Origin of the sequence: Haloglomus halophilum (assembly GCF_024298885.1) — an archaeon.
Taxonomy (GTDB): Archaea; Halobacteriota; Halobacteria; order Halobacteriales; family Haloarculaceae; genus Haloglomus; species Haloglomus halophilum.
On the sequence record NZ_CP101166.1, the window covers coordinates 3,244,606 to 3,260,537 of the forward strand.

Sequence of the window (15,932 nt, forward strand, 5' to 3'; positions counted from 1 at the left end):
TGGCCGTGAGCCCGCGCCGTCAGTCGTCGCGGACCAGCGTGCTCCGCAGCTCCTCGTCGAGCTCGGCGTCGGCCATCTTCTCGACCAGCGCGTCGAGGACGGCCTCGCGCTTGCCGGGGACGAACTTGATGGAGCCGACGACGAGGTGGCCGCCGCCGCTGACGCCTGCGCCGGGCAGCTCCTCGGTCAACTCCGTCACCATCTCGGGGATGTCCAGCCGGACGCCGTCCGACCGGAGGACCGCGAAGTCCGGCCCGTAACCGATGGTGATGACGGGGTCGCCGGTCTCCTCGACCTTCCGGTCGTGGACCTCGCCCGTCGTCTTCCCGGGAGCGGGGTAGATGAATCGGTGGGCGTGCTCGTCGACATCGAGCCGGTAGAGGTGGGCGTCGTTGTCGAGTCGTTCGTGGTCGACGTGCGGGAGGGCGTCCTCGAGCTGGCGGTCGACATCGCGCTCGGCGCGGGTGGCCATGAACTCGACGAGGTCGTCGTGCCGGTCGGCGTCGGTGCCCACGTCGAGCAGGTCGTTGACGAAGCCGTTGCCGTCGTTGTAGCGGAGCCAGTGGGCGGCGTAGTCGAGCGCCTCGCCCACGTCGCGGAGGTCGGCCTCGGTGTAGCCGGCCTCCTCGGCCAGTTCGAGGTAGTCGTCCATCGCCTCGGCCTTCGAGCGGTCCGACAGGCCGCCGACGGCGGGGACGTGGCGGACCTCCTCGGTGATGTCGGGGTCGACCAGGCGCGCGAGCTCGACACCCATCATGCCCGTCGTGATGCGGTAGTCCTCGCCGTGGAGGTACGGATTGACGTGGGCCTCCAGCAGCGGCTCGACGGCCTCCGGGTCGGGGTGGTGGTGGTCGACGACGACGATGGGCACGTCGTACTGGGCCATCGCGCGGTAGGCGGGAACGTCCTCCTCGGTCGACCCGTTGTCGAGCATACACAGCATCGGGAGCTTCTGCCCGTGGCGCTCGCGGTCCTCCAGTGCGAAGTTGAGGTCGCGCGTGACATCCTCCATCTCGTAGAACGGCGCCTTCGAGGGGAGCCGCTTCAGGAGGTGTCGCGGGGCCTGGTTGTCCTCGTGGGTGTCGTCGATGAACCGCTCGAGTGCGGTCTGGAGCGGCACGGAGGCGCACATCCCGTCACCGTCGGCGTGGTGGCGCATCCGGATGGGGCGGTTGGCGAGTGCGGCCCGGCGGAGGTGACGGGCCACCTCGCGCAGTTCCTCGTGGATGGACTCGAACGCCTCCCACTCGACCAGCGGCTCGACCTCGGGCGGCTCGGCGGCGGCCGCCAGTCGCTCCTCGTAGTCGGCGCGGACCTCCTCGGCGGCCTCACCACGCAGGCGCGAGAGGTCCTCGACCTCGATCTGCAGCGCTTCCTCGCGGTGCTCGACCTCGCCCGTGATACGGACGGCGTCGTCCACCTCCACGCTCGGGTACGCGCGGACGCCGGCGGACTCGAAGGCGGCGCCGGGGACGACAGCCTCGCCGTCCGCGACGTGGAACAGCGTCGGGCCGCCGGTCTGCTTGACCTGCACGACGACGCCCTCGACGTTGACGATCTCGCCGACGTGTTCGTCCAGTTCGGCGACCGCGACCTCGGCGCCGGCCGCGACTTCCTCGGTCTCGAACTCCGCTATGTCGCGCTCGGCGAACGCGAGGTCGCCGTTCTCGCGTACCTCGATGAGTTCGACGATGAGTTCGTCACCGACGTCGTACGCCCCCTGCAGCTCCGAATCGTGGACGAGTCCGGAGACGCTGGCCGAGACGTCGACGAAGACCCCGTACTCGACCACGCCGTTGACGGTCGCGTGGTAGTGCTCGCCCTGTTCGAGGGCATCGGCCGTACAGGCGTCCGCGAGGCGATAAACGACGGTCCCCCGGTCCGGGACCCCGTCAGCATCGGAATCGGCGCCGACCTCCTCGTCGGCGTCGGGCGAATGAGACATGTAATGGGTTTCGGTCCCGTTGCCGTTTAAGAGTTGTCAAACTGTGGAACCGCCGCTCCGACGCGTCACGGGCTGCTGGCCGCTCAGACGGTGGATTCCGGTCACACCCACTCGCCCGCGGTGGGGTCCGGGGCATCGAAACGCCTAATCATCGGCCGACCGGACCTCGGGTATGCGCCTGTTCCGGTCGAGCGGGGTCATCGGCATCGCCGAGGACGCCCTCGAGTTCGCGCTCGAGGCCTCCGAGGACGCCCACCCCAACGAGTACATGGGCTTCCTCCGGGGCGAGGACGCCTCGCGGCTGGGCCTCGACCGGGACGGCACCGTCATCACGGACGTGCTCGTGATCCCGGGGACGGAGTCGAACCCCACGAGCGCCACCGTCCAGGAGTACATGGTCCCCAACAGCATCAAGTCCGCCGGGTCCGTCCACTCCCACCCGAACGGCGTCCTCAAACCCTCCGACGCCGACCTGATGACCTTCGGGAAGGGGAAGGTCCACATCATCATCGGCTATCCGTACGGCCGCCACGACTGGCAGGCGTTCGACCGCGAGGGCGAGCCCCGGGACCTGGAGGTGCTCGACGTCGACCTGCCCGACGACGAGTTCTTCGACTTCACGCAGGCGGACATCGACGAGGAGCTCCGGGAGGAGGCCGACGAGCGCGACACCCGCTTCGACGGGGGGGATGGCTGGTGAGTGGCGACGGCGCGGGCACGGACGGCGACGCCCGCGACGCGGAGACGCTCCCTCAGTACGAGCGCGTCGTCGCGCAGGGGACCTTCGATATCCTCCACCCGGGCCACCTCCACTACCTCCGCGAGGCGGCCGCGCTGGGCGAGGAGGTCCACGTCATCATCGCCCGCTCGGAGAACGTGACCCACAAGGAACCGCCCGTGCTGGACGACCAGCAGCGCCGCGAGATGGTCGACGCGCTGGAGCCAGTGACCGAAGCGCATCTCGGGCATCTGGAGGACTTCTTCGTCCCCATCGAGCGCATCGACCCGGACTGCATCCTGCTGGGTCACGACCAGCACCACGACGCTGACGGGGTGCGCGCGGCGCTGGATGGTCGGGGGCTGGACTGTGACGTGCGACGCGCGAGCGGCCGGGAACCACGGTTCGAGGGCGAGTTGCTGTCGACGGGGCGTATCTTCGACCGCATCTGCGAGGAGCGGTGCTAGGCGAGTAGAAGCTCTCGATCTCTATGGTATATCTAACCTTGGGTACGTAATCAACTCTCTGCATTCTTATAAATAGATTTGTGGTGTTATCGTGGAGTTTTTGATTTTATGCCTAGTGGTATCTCAATGTGGCCAACAGTGGCGACGGAGACGCCTCCGAAGCCCTCGCCCGCTCCGGGCCCCTGACTCGCTGCGCTCCTCACTCCGGTCGCTCCGCTCTCTCCGTTGTGGTGCTTGCGTCGTCAGTTGACCCGGAGCGCGCTCGCCCTTCGAGTCCGCCAAGGCCCGCAGTTTGTCAGTCGGCAGTCGTGGACCTCACGCCTCCCCACCCGCTTGCGCTTCTCGCTCGCTTCGCTCGCTTCGATGCTCAGCCCTCGCGCGCTGGGCGGCGGCCGGCCCTGCGGGCACGGCCGCCAGCGCGCGCCCACTGGACTGACGGGTGAGCGTGCAGCGTCGCTGTTTCTCCGAGAACACGCCGCGGGCGTCGCAGAAAGGTGGTGCGAGTCGGCTTACTCCTCGTCCTCCTCGTCCTCCTCGTCCTCCTCGCCCGTGTCGAGCAGCCCGTGTTCGTCCAGATACGACTCGACCTGCGCGTCGTCGAGGTCCTCGTACTGGGCGGTGTCGGACGGGATGACGGCCACGCCGATTCCCTCCGGGGTGAGCTTCCCGTCGTTGACCGACGCGAGCGCGCCGAGCGCCAGCCCGACGCCGGTGTCGAGGTCCGCGGACTCGTCGTAGTTCTCCTCGAGGTAGTCCTCGATCTCGCCGCGGTCCGCGCCGATGGCGAGGGCCTGCCACTCGTAGGGGGTCCCGGAGGGGTCGGTCTCGAAGAGGCGCGGTTCGCCGTCCTCGACGCCCCCGACGATGAGCGCGACGCCGAACGGGCGTGCGCCGCCGACCTGCGTGTACTGCTGGATGAAGTCGGTGACCTCCTTCGTGAGCGTCTCGACGCCGATGGGCTCGCCGTAGCGGAGCTGGTTGACCTGCGCCTGGCGACGGGCCATGTCGATGAGCTGGCGGGCGTCGGCGACGTGGCCCGCGCTCGCGATACCGATGTGGTCGTCGGCCTTGTGGAGCTTCTCGACGGAGTTGCGCTCCATCAGCGGCGAGCGGATACGCTTGTCGACGGCGAGGACGACGCCGCCCTCCGTCCGGACGCCGATGCTCGCCGTGCCACGCTTGACCGCCTCGCGGGCGTACTCCACCTGATAGAGCCGGCCGTCCGGCGAGAAGATGGTGATACCGCGGTCGTACGCCTGCTGTTGTGATTGTCCCTGCATGTTCTGTGTGGTGTGTCGTTGTGGGGTGTCTCGGCTCCGAGGTCGGTACCGGGAGATGCCGCGCGTCGTCAGCCGTCGGAGCCCTGGTAGTCGAGTTCCGTCGCGCCAGCGTGCCCGCCCGCCAGTTCGACGTCGACCCGTCGGCCACGGGTCCACGCCCGGCGGTCGGCCCCCGCGAACGCGACCGTTCGGTCCCCTGTTCCTGCTCGCGGCCGATTCAAATACTTTTCCTCACTGGCTCGCACGGTCCCGCTGACACCGCGGACGCGCGTCCGGACCGGCGCCCCCTCGACGGCGTCGAGACAGGCGACCACGGCCCGGCCGCGCTGGACCTCCTCGCGGCGAACGCGCACGATTGCGATCGCCTCCGCGCCCGCCTCGTCCCTGGCGTGACCGTCCTCGTCCGCCTCCGGCCGTCCCCGCGCGAACCGGACGACCGACAGGTCGGCGTCGGCGCTCCCCGGGTCGCCGAGCAGGTTGCCCGCGGCGTACCAGATGGCCCGCTGGAGCGCCTCGCGGCCGAACGTCGCCTCCGGGTGCGACTCCAGCTCGACGGCGAGGTAGCGCCAGCGCGGACGGAGGTGTTTCGGGAGGTGCTTCACGGGCCGCTCAGTCCTCGTTCATCCCGACGGGCTCGTCCGAGAACCCCTCGTCGGCGGCGGCGTCGGTCTCCAGCCGGTCGGCGACCAGGACCCCCACCTGCTCGTGGACCAGCTCGACGGCCGTGACGGCGTAGCCCGCGTCGGTGAACGCGTCACACAGCACCCCGACGGTGGCCGGGTCGTCGACCTCCGGGCTGTAGAACGGCTCGTCGGGGTCGGGTTCGCCGAAGAACATCACGTCGCCGAGGACGATGCGCCGGGGGGCCAGGTCGGCGATGATGTCGATGGCCTCGCGCTTCTCCGCATCCGAGAGGTGGTGCATCGCGAAGTTCGAGACGACCACGTCGACGGGACCCTCGTAGCCCGGCTCCCGGAAGGTCCCGTTGCCGAAGCTGACGTTGTCGGCGCCCTGCCCGTCCGCCTTCTCGCGTGCCTTCGCCAGCATCCCGTCGCTGATGTCGCGACCGACGACTCGGCCGGCGTGGCCCGCGAGCGCGAGCGCGATGGCGCCCGTCCCCGTCCCGAGGTCCAGCACCACGTCGTCCGGGCGGAGGGGGCGTGCCGGGCGCATCGCACTCTCGGCGGTGCCGCGAGCGTGCTCGACGACGAGCCCCGCGCAGGCCTCGTACTCGGCCGACTTGTCCGCGTCGTAGGAGTCGGCCGCCTCGTCGAACCGCGCGGCGTGCTCGTCAATCGACTTCTTCATACCGACCCCTGTGGACGCCGGGGGCTATGAAATCCTCGCCGAGTCGCTCGCGGTTGCGCGCGGTGAGTCGCCCCCACTCGCGGAGCCCCGCCGCCACCTGCTCGGGGTCGAACCCGACGACCTCGCCCACCGCCCGGAGGTCGCGTGGCGACCGGAGTTCGAGATACGAGGCCGGGTCCACGCTCACGACGAACGGGGCGTCGTAGTGGGCGACGATCTCCCGTTGCTTGCGGAGCCCCCTGACGGCCTGCACCCGCTTGCCCCCGGTTCGTCGGAGCACGCGCGAGAGGTCGAACTCGAGTCGGACGCCGTTCCGCGCCGCCGCCTTCACCAGCACGTGGTTCAGGTCTCCCTCACCGCGGGTCGGGTGCGCCAGCACGTCCACGCGTGGATCCTCGACCGCCCAGCGGTTCAGCGACCCCCCGTGGACACAGACGATGACGCGCTCGTCCCGGTACCGCGAGAGGAGCGTGCCGGCCTGCCCGCGGTCGTCCGTCCGTATCTCGACGGCCGGCACCACGTCGATGTCGTACGCGTCGATGACGCGGTCGGGAGCGTAGGCGCCGCCACCGGGGTCCTCGGGCGTCTCCTCGACCGGCGTCGCGTCGGCGTCCCCGTGGTTACGGACGACGACGCCGGCGTAGCCGGACTCGGCCGCGGTCAGGGCCATCCGGGCGACCGTCGCGTCCCCCTCGGGACGAGCGTGGACCGCAGCGTACGGCCCACCAGCGGCTGCCGAGCCCTCGTCGGTCCCGTCGGCGTCGGCGTCGGGGTCGGGGTGATTCGGCGGTGCGTCCCTACCGTCGTCGTCCGTCATCACCTCGGCGGATGCGGGGGGCGGGCAAGGGCGTGTCGGTGGGATGACCGGCGCCGGACGGTGTCACGGTAGCGTGACCGGCACTGGACGGTGTCACGGTGGTGCAAGCGGTTACAATCCCCTGGCCGAACCCCCGGCTATGCGGAAGCTCGGAGTCGCCGCCGTCGCCGCACTCGCCGGCGTCGCCGTCGGCATCGCGGGGGAGGCTAGCCTCGCGGGTCTACTCGTGGCGCCGGCGCCGCTCCTGGCCGTCATCCGGCAGCTGCCGCTCCCGGTCGCGGCCCCGGCAGCGGTCTCGCTCGGCATGTCGATGTTCACGATGGTCGCGCTGAAGCGCGAGACCGACCTGCCGCTGGTCATCAGCGGGATGATTGTCCCGGTGGTCGTCTTCCTCGGATTCGGGCTCGCGGTGGTGCTGGACCGGTTCACCGCACTTTCCCTCGTCGAGGGGGCGTTCGGCCTCGGCGTGCTGCTGTTCGGTCTGGTGTTCGTGAAGCAGATGGTCGACCCCGACCCGTAGTGCGCCGGGGTTGTTCCGGAGGTCCGGGGTTGTCCAGTTCTCACCCGTCGGTGTCGTGTCGTAGCGACTCGTGGACCCCGACGACGAACGCCGGCACTACCAGCATGAACAGGTGCTCTTCGAGGGGGATGCCGAGCAGTTCGACGCCCGTTCGGAGCGGAATCGCGAAGACGCCGACCTCCAGCGTGTACCAGTCCCAGAGGTACGCGAGCGGGTAGAGGACGACCACCGTCCGGGCGGCCGCCCGCCACGCGCCCGCCCGCCACAGCAGGGCGAACGCGCCCGTGCCGAAGAGCGCCTCCGTCGCGAGATAGGTGTACGGCCCCAGCACGCCGATGTCCGGCAAGGGGACGCCCGCGAGCGGCCGGAACCAGACCGCCGCCACGAGGACGGCCAGGAAGAGATACGCACCCCGGATGAGCAGCATCGTCGCCAGTTCCGGGTCCCCGCGGGTCGCGAGCGCGGCCACGACGACGAACGGAACCGTCGCGAGTACGCTACCCGTCGGAAACAGGCCGTCGATGGCGAACGCGACCACGAGGAACATCCCGAGCCCCATCAACCCGAAGGCGATCTCGCGCCCACGGCGGGGCCCCAGCGCCACCGCGACCGTCCGTTTCCCGATGGACCGGTCGTACAGCACGTCCTTGGTGTCGTCGACCACCTTCACGCCGGAGAGCGCGACCACGAACACCGCGGCGAACGCGAGGACGGCCGGCGAGAGCGTGCCCGCCTGCACGTAGAACCCGCCGAGGAGTGCCAGCGCCACGCCGGTGGGGTAGCCTGCCGTGGCGGTCACGGGGTTGGTGTCGAACTGTGGCGCGTGCAGGTAGCCGATGACCCATCCCGGTAGGGTCAGGAGTCCCGCGACCGGGCCGGCGACCGCGACCACTCCGGCCAGCGCGAACGCGAACCCGACCGTCGCGCCGGCCAGCGCCAGTCGACAGCCACGGGCCGTGAGCGGGTGGTCGTCGTCCTCGCTCCGGATGTGGAAGTCGACGTAGCCGTCCTTCAGGTGGGCGGTGTAGAGGCCGAAGAAGACCGCCACGAGGTGTGCGACCAGCGCGAGTGGAGCCAGCGTCACGTCGGTGGCACCGAGACGGGTTGTTCCGGCGAGGACGGCACCGAACGCGCTGGCGGCCAGCGGCGGCAGCATGAACACCGGATGGACCTGCGAGCCCAGCGCCTGGAGTCCAGCCGTCGGACCAGCGCCGTGGCGTGCAATAGCCATGTGTGAATTAATAGCACGGAATCCGCAAAAGTATCGGGGCGCTACTGCGGCTGACACGCCCTCGCGTACTCAGACCAGCAGGTTCTCTCGGACAGCGGTCATCCGGTCGATGGCGGCGTGCATCGCTGCGGCGGTTCCGGCTCCCGCGTCCGCTCGGGTGCTCCCCTGTCCCGCTCGTCCGGGTCGGCCATCTCCTCACCGGGCGGCGTCGGGGTGTCCGGTCCAGTCCCGGGGCCGTGCGGGCCGGTGTGCCCGGGGTCGGCCGCAGCCAGTGGTAGGCCGGCCACGGCTCCGACGAGCAGTACCAGGGCCATCGCGAGTCGATGCGCTCCGTCCGGGAGTGGCTTCATACCCGGGACGGGCGGCGACCTGGCCACAGATACATATTCATTTTGATATTTTGGAATCGGTGCGCGTATGTTCCAGAAAAGTTCACAAGCGCCGGCTACTGGCGGTTGTTTTTGTGGGCGTCTCCTGAATACATCGTCGATTTGAGCATTCGGCCCGACTCGCTCCGGGAGTCGGGACTCCGGTGTGATATAAACGCTCCCGGATACCGGGCGGAACGGATAGGTTGCGATACCGGGATGTTCGAGTCGAGAACTGCGGGTGGCCACACGGCGTGGTCCCTCGTGGTCGAACGCATCCATGCACGAGTCGACAGCGACGGCCGACGAGCGACGCACAGACCGCACAGACGATACCGGAGACGATTCTCACCGCGGTACCACCCGCCGGGGCGTCCTGCGAGCCACCACGGGTGCCCTCGCAGTCGGGGTGGCTGCGGGAACGGCCGCGGGCCGCCGAGCGGTCCCCGGCGTAGCCGAGGGCGCCCGACAGGACACGCGCGACGTGATGTTCACGTCCTGTGCACGGGACGGCTCCGTCACCCTCATCGACGCGCACTCGCTGGAGACGTACGGCACCGTCGATGTCTATCCCGACCCGGGCAGCGAGGACCCGGCCAGCGACGTCGTCGACGACATCGAGCCACGCTTCGTCAACTCCTTCGCCCGGACGAACTACCTCGAACACGCTAACGTCTCGCCCGACGGCCGCACCGTCTACGCTGCCCGTGGCCACGCGGGCGACGTGGTCGCGGTCAACATCGCCACCGGGGAGAAGCTCTGGGAGACGGAGATGGACGGCGGTCGCGCCGACCACCAGGTCATCTCGACGGACGGGCGCTACCTGTTCACCTCCGACCTCACGACCGACCATATCGACAAGATCGACACCCGAACCGGGACCGTCGTCGGCCGCGCGCCGGCCCGCGATTTCCCACACGGCAACCACTACCACGAGCTGCCAGCGTTCGGTGGCAACCCGGTGCTGGTCAACGGCAGCCTCGGGAACATGGTCGTCGACGATTCGAGCACGGGCGACCCGCTGGGCCATCGGCTCACCTTCATCGACCCCGAGACGATGCTCCCGCTTCGGACGGTCGAGTTCGACGAGGGCGTCCGCCCCATCGCCATCACCGGCGACGGCCGGAAGATATACGTCCAGGAGTCGTACTTCCACGGCTTCTACGAGTACGACATCGTGAGAGACGAGATCACGGGTACGGTCGAGCTCCCGAAGACCGAGCACGTCCCCGAGAGCAAGAGCGACTACCCGCTCCAGTCGGCTCACCACGGCATCGGGCTCTCCGGCGACGACGAGTACATCGCCGTCGCGGGAACGACCTCCTACGTCGTGTTCATCGTCCGCCGCTCGGACCTCGAACTGCTCGCGACCATCCCCGTCGGCGAGCACCCGTACTGGGTCCAGACCGGCCCGACCGGCGACCGCGCGTTCGTCCCCGTCAGGGGCCGGAACGAGGTCGTCGCCATCGACTACGAGTCCCAGGAGATCGTCGGCCGCGCGCCGACCGACCGCCAGCCCCACGTCACGGAGTACTCCGAGGTACCGACGGAGGCGCTGGAGGGGCTGGCGTCGCGGAGTGACTAGACGATACGGAAGCTCCGTCCCACTCCGCGCGACGGATTCACTCGGCAGACAGGGCTTTCGGGTCCGAGCTGGACGCGCTGTGCCGCGCGGAAAGCCACACCGGACGCCCCGGTGGTTCGACCGGGGCGCGCAAACGGTTAGTGTGCGGTGGTCGAACCTGCACGTAGTAGATGAACCACGAGTCGGCTAGCAGCGAGAACCAGCCGGTGAGAGCAACCCGCCGCCGTCTCCTGGGTCTCTCGGCCGGCGTCTTCGCGACAGGGCTGGCCGGGTGCACTGGTGGGCCAGCGGGACGCCCGGATGCGACGCCGCCAGATACGTCGACCGGCACAGCGACCGACACACCGGTCACGACCGAGGCTCCCTCGCGCAGACACGAACAGGCGGACGACCCGTTCCGAGAACTGAACCGAACCGAGACCACGTCGACGACGGCGGTTTCGTTCGAGGTCGTCCTCGAAGCCGGCCAGTACGCACACCGCGAACTGCGCATCGAAGCCCCAAGTGAACTCGAGATAACGGGGGAGAGTACGGCCCGGATGGATGTCTTCCTCCTTCGCTCGGAGAGCGTCTTCGCCAGCTATCAGTCGGGGGAGCAACCCCTCCCCACCGGGGCCCTGACCGCGACCGACATCGACACCATCGACAGCAGTATCGAGGTCTCTCCCGGCACGTACTTCCTCGTCTTCGACAACACTGCCACGTACGGAGTAGCGCCACAGGGGGACCTGAACTCCAGATTCGAGGTGACTGTCTCGTCGGGGCAGCCGACCCCTACCGGGACGACGAACCCGCCCGGCGAGAACAACGCCGAGATCGTCGGTGAGAGCGAGATGCCGAAGATACGGCGCGTGACCGACAACTTCGGGCATACGTTCGTCTGGGATGCGGCGGACGGTGGTGAGGCGAGCCATACGGTCTCGGTCGAGGACGAACTCGTCGTCTCCGACGACACCACCGTCTCCCTGACGGTCGACGAGGTGTGGGCCGATGCCGGGGACGACCTCTCGTTCAGCTACGTCTTCGGGAGTAGCCGGCGCTCACACCCCGACAACACCGCGTTCGACGGGAGGATTCGAAGTAACGCACATACGTGGCAGATGAGTCGGGAGCAGTATTCCTCGGCGTGGAGATTCCAGATATATATCCGAAACGAGGACGATATCTACTATCACAACGCAGCCAGTGAGAGCGATTTCAAGTTCACCGTCTACTACGGGAACCTGACGTTGGCGTAGGGTCGCCCGATGCGCGGGACCGGATTTGAACCGGATCAAGACATTCCGGGCAGGCGGCGCTTCGCGCCGTTCCGGGCTGTGACTTGCAGGGTTGCAAATCCGGCCGTGCCCAGACACGTCTCTCACGTTCTTCGAGACGGTCATGCGCGGGACCGGATTTGAACCGGAGGAAGACGTGCTCACTTCGTTGCGCGCGTCTTCCAGGGTTCAAATCGGCCCTGCTCCTTCGCTCGGTCGCTACGCTCCCTCGCTCAGTGCGCGGGACCGGATTTGAACCGGCGGACTCCTACGAGACAAGGTCCTAAGCCTTGCGCCGTTTCCTGGCTTGGCTACCCGCGCGCACCTCCATCTCTGCCGGAGGGCGGCAAGAACCTGACGTTCCGCCGTCACTCCACGCGCTTCTCGGCCCGCTCGTCGGCGCGTTCACGCATCGCCCGCGCGATGCTCGACGGCTCCGGGTTCGCGGGTTCGGGAACGCCGAACTCGTCACCGACGCGTAGTTCGCCGCCGTCGACCACGTCCGCGCAGATACCGCCGCGCCCCTCCGTGAGCGCCTCCATCACGCCCTCCTCGTCGGCCACGCGCTCGACGTGTGCGCAGGGCGGCCGCGGTCGGGTCCCCTCGAAGGTGACCTCACCGACGCTGAAACGGTGGTCCAGCAGGTCGTGCAGGTCGACGCCTCGCGTGACGACGTTCCGGCGGTGGCGCCCGTCGGTCAGGTCGATATCGTACTCCTCGCGGATGGTCTCCAGCGCCTCGGCCGCGACGAACGTGACCTCGCAGACGTCGTACGGGGAGTAGTAGCCGGTCCCCTCGTAGTAGCGGTCACCGACGAGGCCGCCCGGGCGGGCTTCCACCGATTCGACGGACTCCATCGGCGCCGAGTCCTCGCCGGCGATGCGGATGCGTTCGACGTGGCCGTCCATACGGATTCGAGAGTCCGCGCGTGCAAAAGCGTCGCGGGCCAGGCGTTCGCGCCCCGGCTACCACGCCCCCATAGCCGGTTCAGTCCCGCAGCGACGTGGCGTAGTCGCCGACCGTGCTGTCGTGGACGAGCCCGTCGACGACCGCGGTCGGGTCGGGGTCCAGTTCGTAGCCCGGGCGACCCTTGCCGACGGGGGAGGTGGCCTCCACCTCGGTCAGCGGGCCGTCGCCGGTCATCGACTCCAGTACGCGCAGGACGGCCGCACGCTCGACGCCACCCTCCGCGCAGGTCACGTCCGCCGTGCGAGCCGTACATCGCTCGCGCACGACGAAGGAGTGGACCGGCTCTCGGTCGTCCAGCGCCAGGTCGGCGACCGCCAGCAGGACGAAGCGCTGGAACGGCCGCTCTGGTAGCGTCTCTTCGATCATAGATGACCGGGTGCGTGCCCGGGAGATAAAACACCGTGTCCGTTCCCATCCGTGGGGAGCGAGCGTCGAGTTGCGACCGGGGCCGGAGATTCAAGTACGCCGGCGACCGAGAGGCGTCCGTGTACCGCGCGTCCGACGAGGTGGACAACGAGGAGTGGCTGGCCGAGCTGGAGACCGCAGCCGACCGGCTCGGCCTCGGCACGGACGCGCGGAGTCGGGCGGCGGACCTGTTCCTGAGTGTCAACCCCGACACCGACCGGTCGAAGCGGGCCGTCCTCGGGGCGGCCGTCTACGCGGGCGCGCTGATGGCCGGCGACCGGCGCTCGCAGTCCGAGGTAGCCGACGCGGTGGGGTGCTCGCGGCTGACGGTCCAGGGGCGGTGGAAGTCACTGCTGGAGGAGGCCGGGCTGGAGCCGCCGGGCTGGTGAGTCAGTCCTCGGAGGCGTCCGTGCTGGTCTCGACGTCGGCATCGGCCGGACTCGCACGCCCCTCGCGCTCGGGCGTGAGGTTCCCGTGTTCGTCGATCTCGCCGGTCACGACGCGTGTCGAGGAGATGGCCTCGCCGTCCTCCGCGGGAACGTGGTCGACCACCTCGATGTCGAGCGGGTCGAGCCCGTTCCCCTCGCGGATTTCGTTGACGCGCTCGCCGCCGTCCCGGGTTTCGGGCGAGACAATGAGCACGTCGAACCCCGGTTCGGTGGCGACGCCGGTCGGCTCGGTCAGCTCGCGGATGGTGTACTCGCGGTCGTACTCGGCGGCGAACGACGCCAGTTCCGCGGCGAGGTCCGCCCGGCGCTCGGTCCACGGGCGGACGTAGCGCTCCTGCGAGCGCGTCTTCGGGGCGAGGTCGTCACTGGTGAGTCCGACGGTCACGTCGCCGAGCTCGAACGCCCGCTCGAACAGCGCACGGTGCCCGTCGTGGATCGGGTCGAACGTGCCGCCCAGCACCACCTGCATACGCCGCGAGTGGCGTGCCGGCGGTTTAGTCGTTCCCCAACAGGTTCATTGCGGCGGTCAGTCGTCGTCCGCCTCGGTACCCGCCTCGGTGCCCGCGTTCGCCTCGCCCTCCACACCGACGCTGATGGTGACAGGGCCCCGCTCGTCATCGGCCTCGGCCTCGGCCTCGCCGAGGTGGCGGTCCAGATTGAACACCGTGTTGAGTTCGTTCTGTACGCCGTCGACGATGCTCGTCACGAGGTCGGCGGGCGCCTGGGCGGTGTACTCGTAGGGGTTGTTGCCGGCGCCGCTTGCCTCGCGCTTGCGGCGCTCGACCTTCCCATCCTCGTGGAGTTCGGCCAGCGCCTCCCGGACCGTCGACGGGTAGAGTCCGGTTCCGGTCGCGATCTCCTCGGAGGTGCTGTCCGGATGCTGTCGGAGATAGAGGTATATCCGGGCCCGTGTCTCGGTGTCGAGGACCCACGCCAGCAGGTCGACGATACCGTCGTCGAACGAGGCGCTCCGCTCCTCGAGCGCGTCCCGGACCGCCACCTCCCCGTCCTCTGGGATATCCCCGTCGTCAGGGCTCTCTTCGGCAGACATATCGGGTCTATCGCGAGGCGAGGGAATCACCGGATAAAAAGCCAACGTCTGTCTCGGCGCCACGGGTGGAATCCCGAGTCTGAGGGGAGTTACGACCCGAGGAGCGATTCAGCGGGTGCCACCCTCTGCCGGTATGGACCGCTGGCTGCCGCTCCTGGAGCCCTCCCCTCACTCGTCCGGATCCAGCAGCAGTGCCGCACAGAGCGCATCGAGTCCCTCCTCCTCGCGGAGTCGGCGTTGCCGCTCGGCGCCGCTCTCGGACTCGTACAGCCGCCGGATGCCCTCGACGCCGAGTCGGTCGGCCAGCCGGTCGGTCGCCTCGCCGAGGCCGATGGTCCCATCGCCGTCGCGGTCGATGAACGAGGCGCCGTGTCCCCGACGGATGGCCCGCCACTTGTTCTCGTCCAGCGTCTCGCGGCGGTGGCCGGGTGTCTCGTCGCTCGCGGCCGCGTCGGTGCTCTGACTCCCACCACGGTAGGCCGCCCACGGGTCCGACCGGTCGGCGTACCGTTCGGCGAGGTCCAGCACCAGCGCGTGGACGGCCTCGGCGAACGCCATGACGCGCTCGGGGTCGGCCTGCCCGTCCGGGGTGCGGACCTCGACGGTCCCGTGAGCCGAGTGCGGGCGCACGTCGTACCAGAGCTCACCCCGGTCCTCGATACTCCCCAGCTCGACCATCCGCCGCTCGAGGTCGAGGTACTCCTCGAACGAGCCGAAGGCGGTCGGGATGCCCGTGTTCGGGAGCGCCTCGAAGATCTTCGCGCGCGCCGACGCCAGTCCGGTGTCGAATCCGTTCCAGTACGGCGAGTTCGCCGACAGCGCCAGCAGGACGGGCAGATCCCACCGGAGTTCGTTGGCGATCCAGGTCGCCTTGTCCGCGTCGTCGACGCCGACGTGGACGTGCAGTCCCGCGGTCGTGTTACGGTGCTGTGGGTACTGGATACGGTCGAGCTGCGACCGATATCGGGGCTTCTCGGCGTGCTCCAGTTCGCGCCACTTCGCGGCCGGGTGGAGTCCGGCCGCCGCGATCTGGTAGCCGTGGGCCTTGGCGTGCTCGACGAGCGCCGCCCGGACTGCGCGGACCTGTTCGCGTGCCTCCGACAGCGACTCGCAGGTCGGGGTCTGCGTCTCGATGACGCATTTGAACAGTTCGTGGTCGAGCCGCCCTTCGAGGAGTTCGGGGGGTGTCGAGTCGTAGACGAGCGTGTCCGTCCCCGATGTCGGCCGGCCGTCCTCGTCGACGACGTAGAACTCCTCCTCGATGCCGAGCGTTCCGAGCCGGTCGAACGCGTCGGCCGAACCCGTCGCTCCCTGCTTCTGGTCGTCGGCCCCGGCGTCGTCGCCCGTCTCCATCGCTCGCATCGAGACGACCCGGGCGGTTAAATCTCACCGTCGGCGACGCGGTACGGACACGAGCGTTTTGATTCTGAATCCCTCGCGCTCTCTCATGCTGACAGCGACGACCGGGGCATCTACGAAGCCCTCGCGCTCTCGACCGGCTGCGACTCGCTGTGCTCCTCGCCTCGCTCCCTTCGGTCGCTCGGCTGCGGTGCTTGCTTCGTC

18 protein-coding genes and 1 tRNA gene are annotated in these 15,932 nt (G+C 69.1%); 6 read left to right on the forward strand and 13 right to left on the reverse strand.

Going from position 1 to position 15,932, the window contains the following annotated elements:
- Positions 1-19: 19 nt before the first annotated feature.
- A complete protein-coding gene (gene han, locus NL114_RS15830; protein ID WP_254821885.1) occupies positions 20-1,945 on the reverse strand; it encodes a Hef-associated nuclease in 1,926 nt (641 codons plus the stop codon).
- A 172-nt stretch (positions 1,946-2,117) separates the two neighbouring features.
- On the opposite strand from han, the gene NL114_RS15835 reads away from it, so the two are divergent.
- Together NL114_RS15835 and NL114_RS15840 are read left to right on the forward strand one after the other, a co-directional pair.
- The gene (locus NL114_RS15835) at positions 2,118-2,645 is read left to right on the forward strand and encodes a JAB/MPN domain protein-containing protein (protein WP_254821886.1); all 528 of its coding nucleotides are present in this window, start codon (positions 2,118-2,120) and stop codon (positions 2,643-2,645) included.
- 89 nt (positions 2,646-2,734) lie between these two features.
- Positions 2,735-3,130: an FAD synthase family protein gene (locus NL114_RS15840; RefSeq protein ID WP_254824724.1), complete on the forward strand. Its 396-nt coding sequence runs from the start codon at positions 2,735-2,737 to the stop codon at positions 3,128-3,130.
- 509 nt (positions 3,131-3,639) lie between these two features.
- Here NL114_RS15840 and psmA read toward each other — a convergent pair.
- The 4 genes from psmA to NL114_RS15860 form a co-directional block, all read right to left on the reverse strand.
- A complete protein-coding gene (psmA, locus tag NL114_RS15845) occupies positions 3,640-4,410 on the reverse strand; it encodes an archaeal proteasome endopeptidase complex subunit alpha (protein ID WP_254821887.1) in 771 nt (256 codons plus the stop codon).
- 68 nt (positions 4,411-4,478) lie between these two features.
- Complete coding sequence (locus NL114_RS15850; protein ID WP_254821888.1) at positions 4,479-5,012, reverse strand: Rpp14/Pop5 family protein; 534 nt, start codon at positions 5,010-5,012, stop codon at positions 4,479-4,481.
- 7 nt (positions 5,013-5,019) lie between these two features.
- Positions 5,020-5,718 carry a class I SAM-dependent methyltransferase gene (locus NL114_RS15855; RefSeq protein WP_254821889.1) on the reverse strand — a complete coding sequence of 233 codons (699 nt, stop codon included), beginning with the start codon at positions 5,716-5,718 and terminating at the stop codon, positions 5,020-5,022.
- The gene (locus NL114_RS15860; protein ID WP_254824725.1) at positions 5,702-6,388 is read right to left on the reverse strand and encodes an RNase P subunit p30 family protein; all 687 of its coding nucleotides are present in this window, start codon (positions 6,386-6,388) and stop codon (positions 5,702-5,704) included. Before NL114_RS15860 ends, NL114_RS15855 begins: the two co-directional genes overlap by 17 nt.
- A 286-nt stretch (positions 6,389-6,674) precedes the next feature.
- Between NL114_RS15860 and NL114_RS15865 the strand changes: the two genes are divergently transcribed.
- Positions 6,675-7,055: a hypothetical protein gene (locus NL114_RS15865; RefSeq protein ID WP_254821890.1), complete on the forward strand. Its 381-nt coding sequence runs from the start codon at positions 6,675-6,677 to the stop codon at positions 7,053-7,055.
- A gap of 40 nt (positions 7,056-7,095) precedes the next feature.
- On the opposite strand, the gene NL114_RS15875 is transcribed toward NL114_RS15865, so the two are convergent.
- Together NL114_RS15875 and NL114_RS15880 are read right to left on the reverse strand one after the other, a co-directional pair.
- The gene (locus tag NL114_RS15875) at positions 7,096-8,286 is read right to left on the reverse strand and encodes a lycopene cyclase (RefSeq protein WP_350355378.1); all 1,191 of its coding nucleotides are present in this window, start codon (positions 8,284-8,286) and stop codon (positions 7,096-7,098) included.
- A gap of 98 nt (positions 8,287-8,384) precedes the next feature.
- Positions 8,385-8,636, reverse strand: coding sequence for a hypothetical protein (locus NL114_RS15880; protein ID WP_254821891.1), 252 nt, complete (start codon positions 8,634-8,636; stop codon positions 8,385-8,387).
- 298 nt (positions 8,637-8,934) lie between these two features.
- Here NL114_RS15880 and NL114_RS15885 point away from each other — a divergent pair, with 298 nt between their 5' ends.
- Together NL114_RS15885 and NL114_RS15890 are read left to right on the forward strand one after the other, a co-directional pair.
- Positions 8,935-10,239, forward strand: coding sequence for a YncE family protein (locus NL114_RS15885; RefSeq protein WP_254821892.1), 1,305 nt, complete (start codon positions 8,935-8,937; stop codon positions 10,237-10,239).
- Between the two features lie 170 nt (positions 10,240-10,409).
- Complete coding sequence (locus NL114_RS15890; protein ID WP_254821893.1) at positions 10,410-11,477, forward strand: hypothetical protein; 1,068 nt, start codon at positions 10,410-10,412, stop codon at positions 11,475-11,477.
- Positions 11,478-11,732: 255 nt separating this feature from the next.
- On the opposite strand, the gene NL114_RS15895 is transcribed toward NL114_RS15890, so the two are convergent.
- The 3 genes from NL114_RS15895 to NL114_RS15905 form a co-directional block, all read right to left on the reverse strand.
- A tRNA-Leu gene (locus NL114_RS15895) sits at positions 11,733-11,816 on the reverse strand.
- A gap of 47 nt (positions 11,817-11,863) precedes the next feature.
- Positions 11,864-12,403, reverse strand: coding sequence for an MOSC domain-containing protein (locus tag NL114_RS15900; RefSeq protein WP_254821894.1), 540 nt, complete (start codon positions 12,401-12,403; stop codon positions 11,864-11,866).
- Positions 12,404-12,482: 79 nt separating this feature from the next.
- Positions 12,483-12,830, reverse strand: coding sequence for a hypothetical protein (locus tag NL114_RS15905; protein ID WP_254821895.1), 348 nt, complete (start codon positions 12,828-12,830; stop codon positions 12,483-12,485).
- A 119-nt stretch (positions 12,831-12,949) separates the two neighbouring features.
- Between NL114_RS15905 and NL114_RS15910 the strand changes: the two genes are divergently transcribed.
- Entirely contained in the window at positions 12,950-13,258 is a 309-nt protein-coding gene (locus tag NL114_RS15910; protein ID WP_254821896.1) for a transcription initiation factor IIB family protein, read from the forward strand.
- Position 13,259: 1 nt separating this feature from the next.
- On the opposite strand, the gene NL114_RS15915 is transcribed toward NL114_RS15910, so the two are convergent.
- From NL114_RS15915 to NL114_RS15925, 3 genes are all read right to left on the reverse strand, one after another.
- Positions 13,260-13,787, reverse strand: a complete 528-nt coding sequence (locus NL114_RS15915) for a phosphopantetheine adenylyltransferase (RefSeq protein WP_254821897.1) — start codon at positions 13,785-13,787, stop codon at positions 13,260-13,262.
- Between the two features lie 57 nt (positions 13,788-13,844).
- Positions 13,845-14,369 carry a winged helix-turn-helix transcriptional regulator gene (locus tag NL114_RS15920; protein ID WP_254821898.1) on the reverse strand — a complete coding sequence of 175 codons (525 nt, stop codon included), beginning with the start codon at positions 14,367-14,369 and terminating at the stop codon, positions 13,845-13,847.
- Positions 14,370-14,537: 168 nt separating this feature from the next.
- Positions 14,538-15,722, reverse strand: coding sequence for a glutamate--cysteine ligase (locus tag NL114_RS15925; RefSeq protein WP_254821899.1), 1,185 nt, complete (start codon positions 15,720-15,722; stop codon positions 14,538-14,540).
- Between the last annotated feature and the right edge of the window lie 210 nt (positions 15,723-15,932).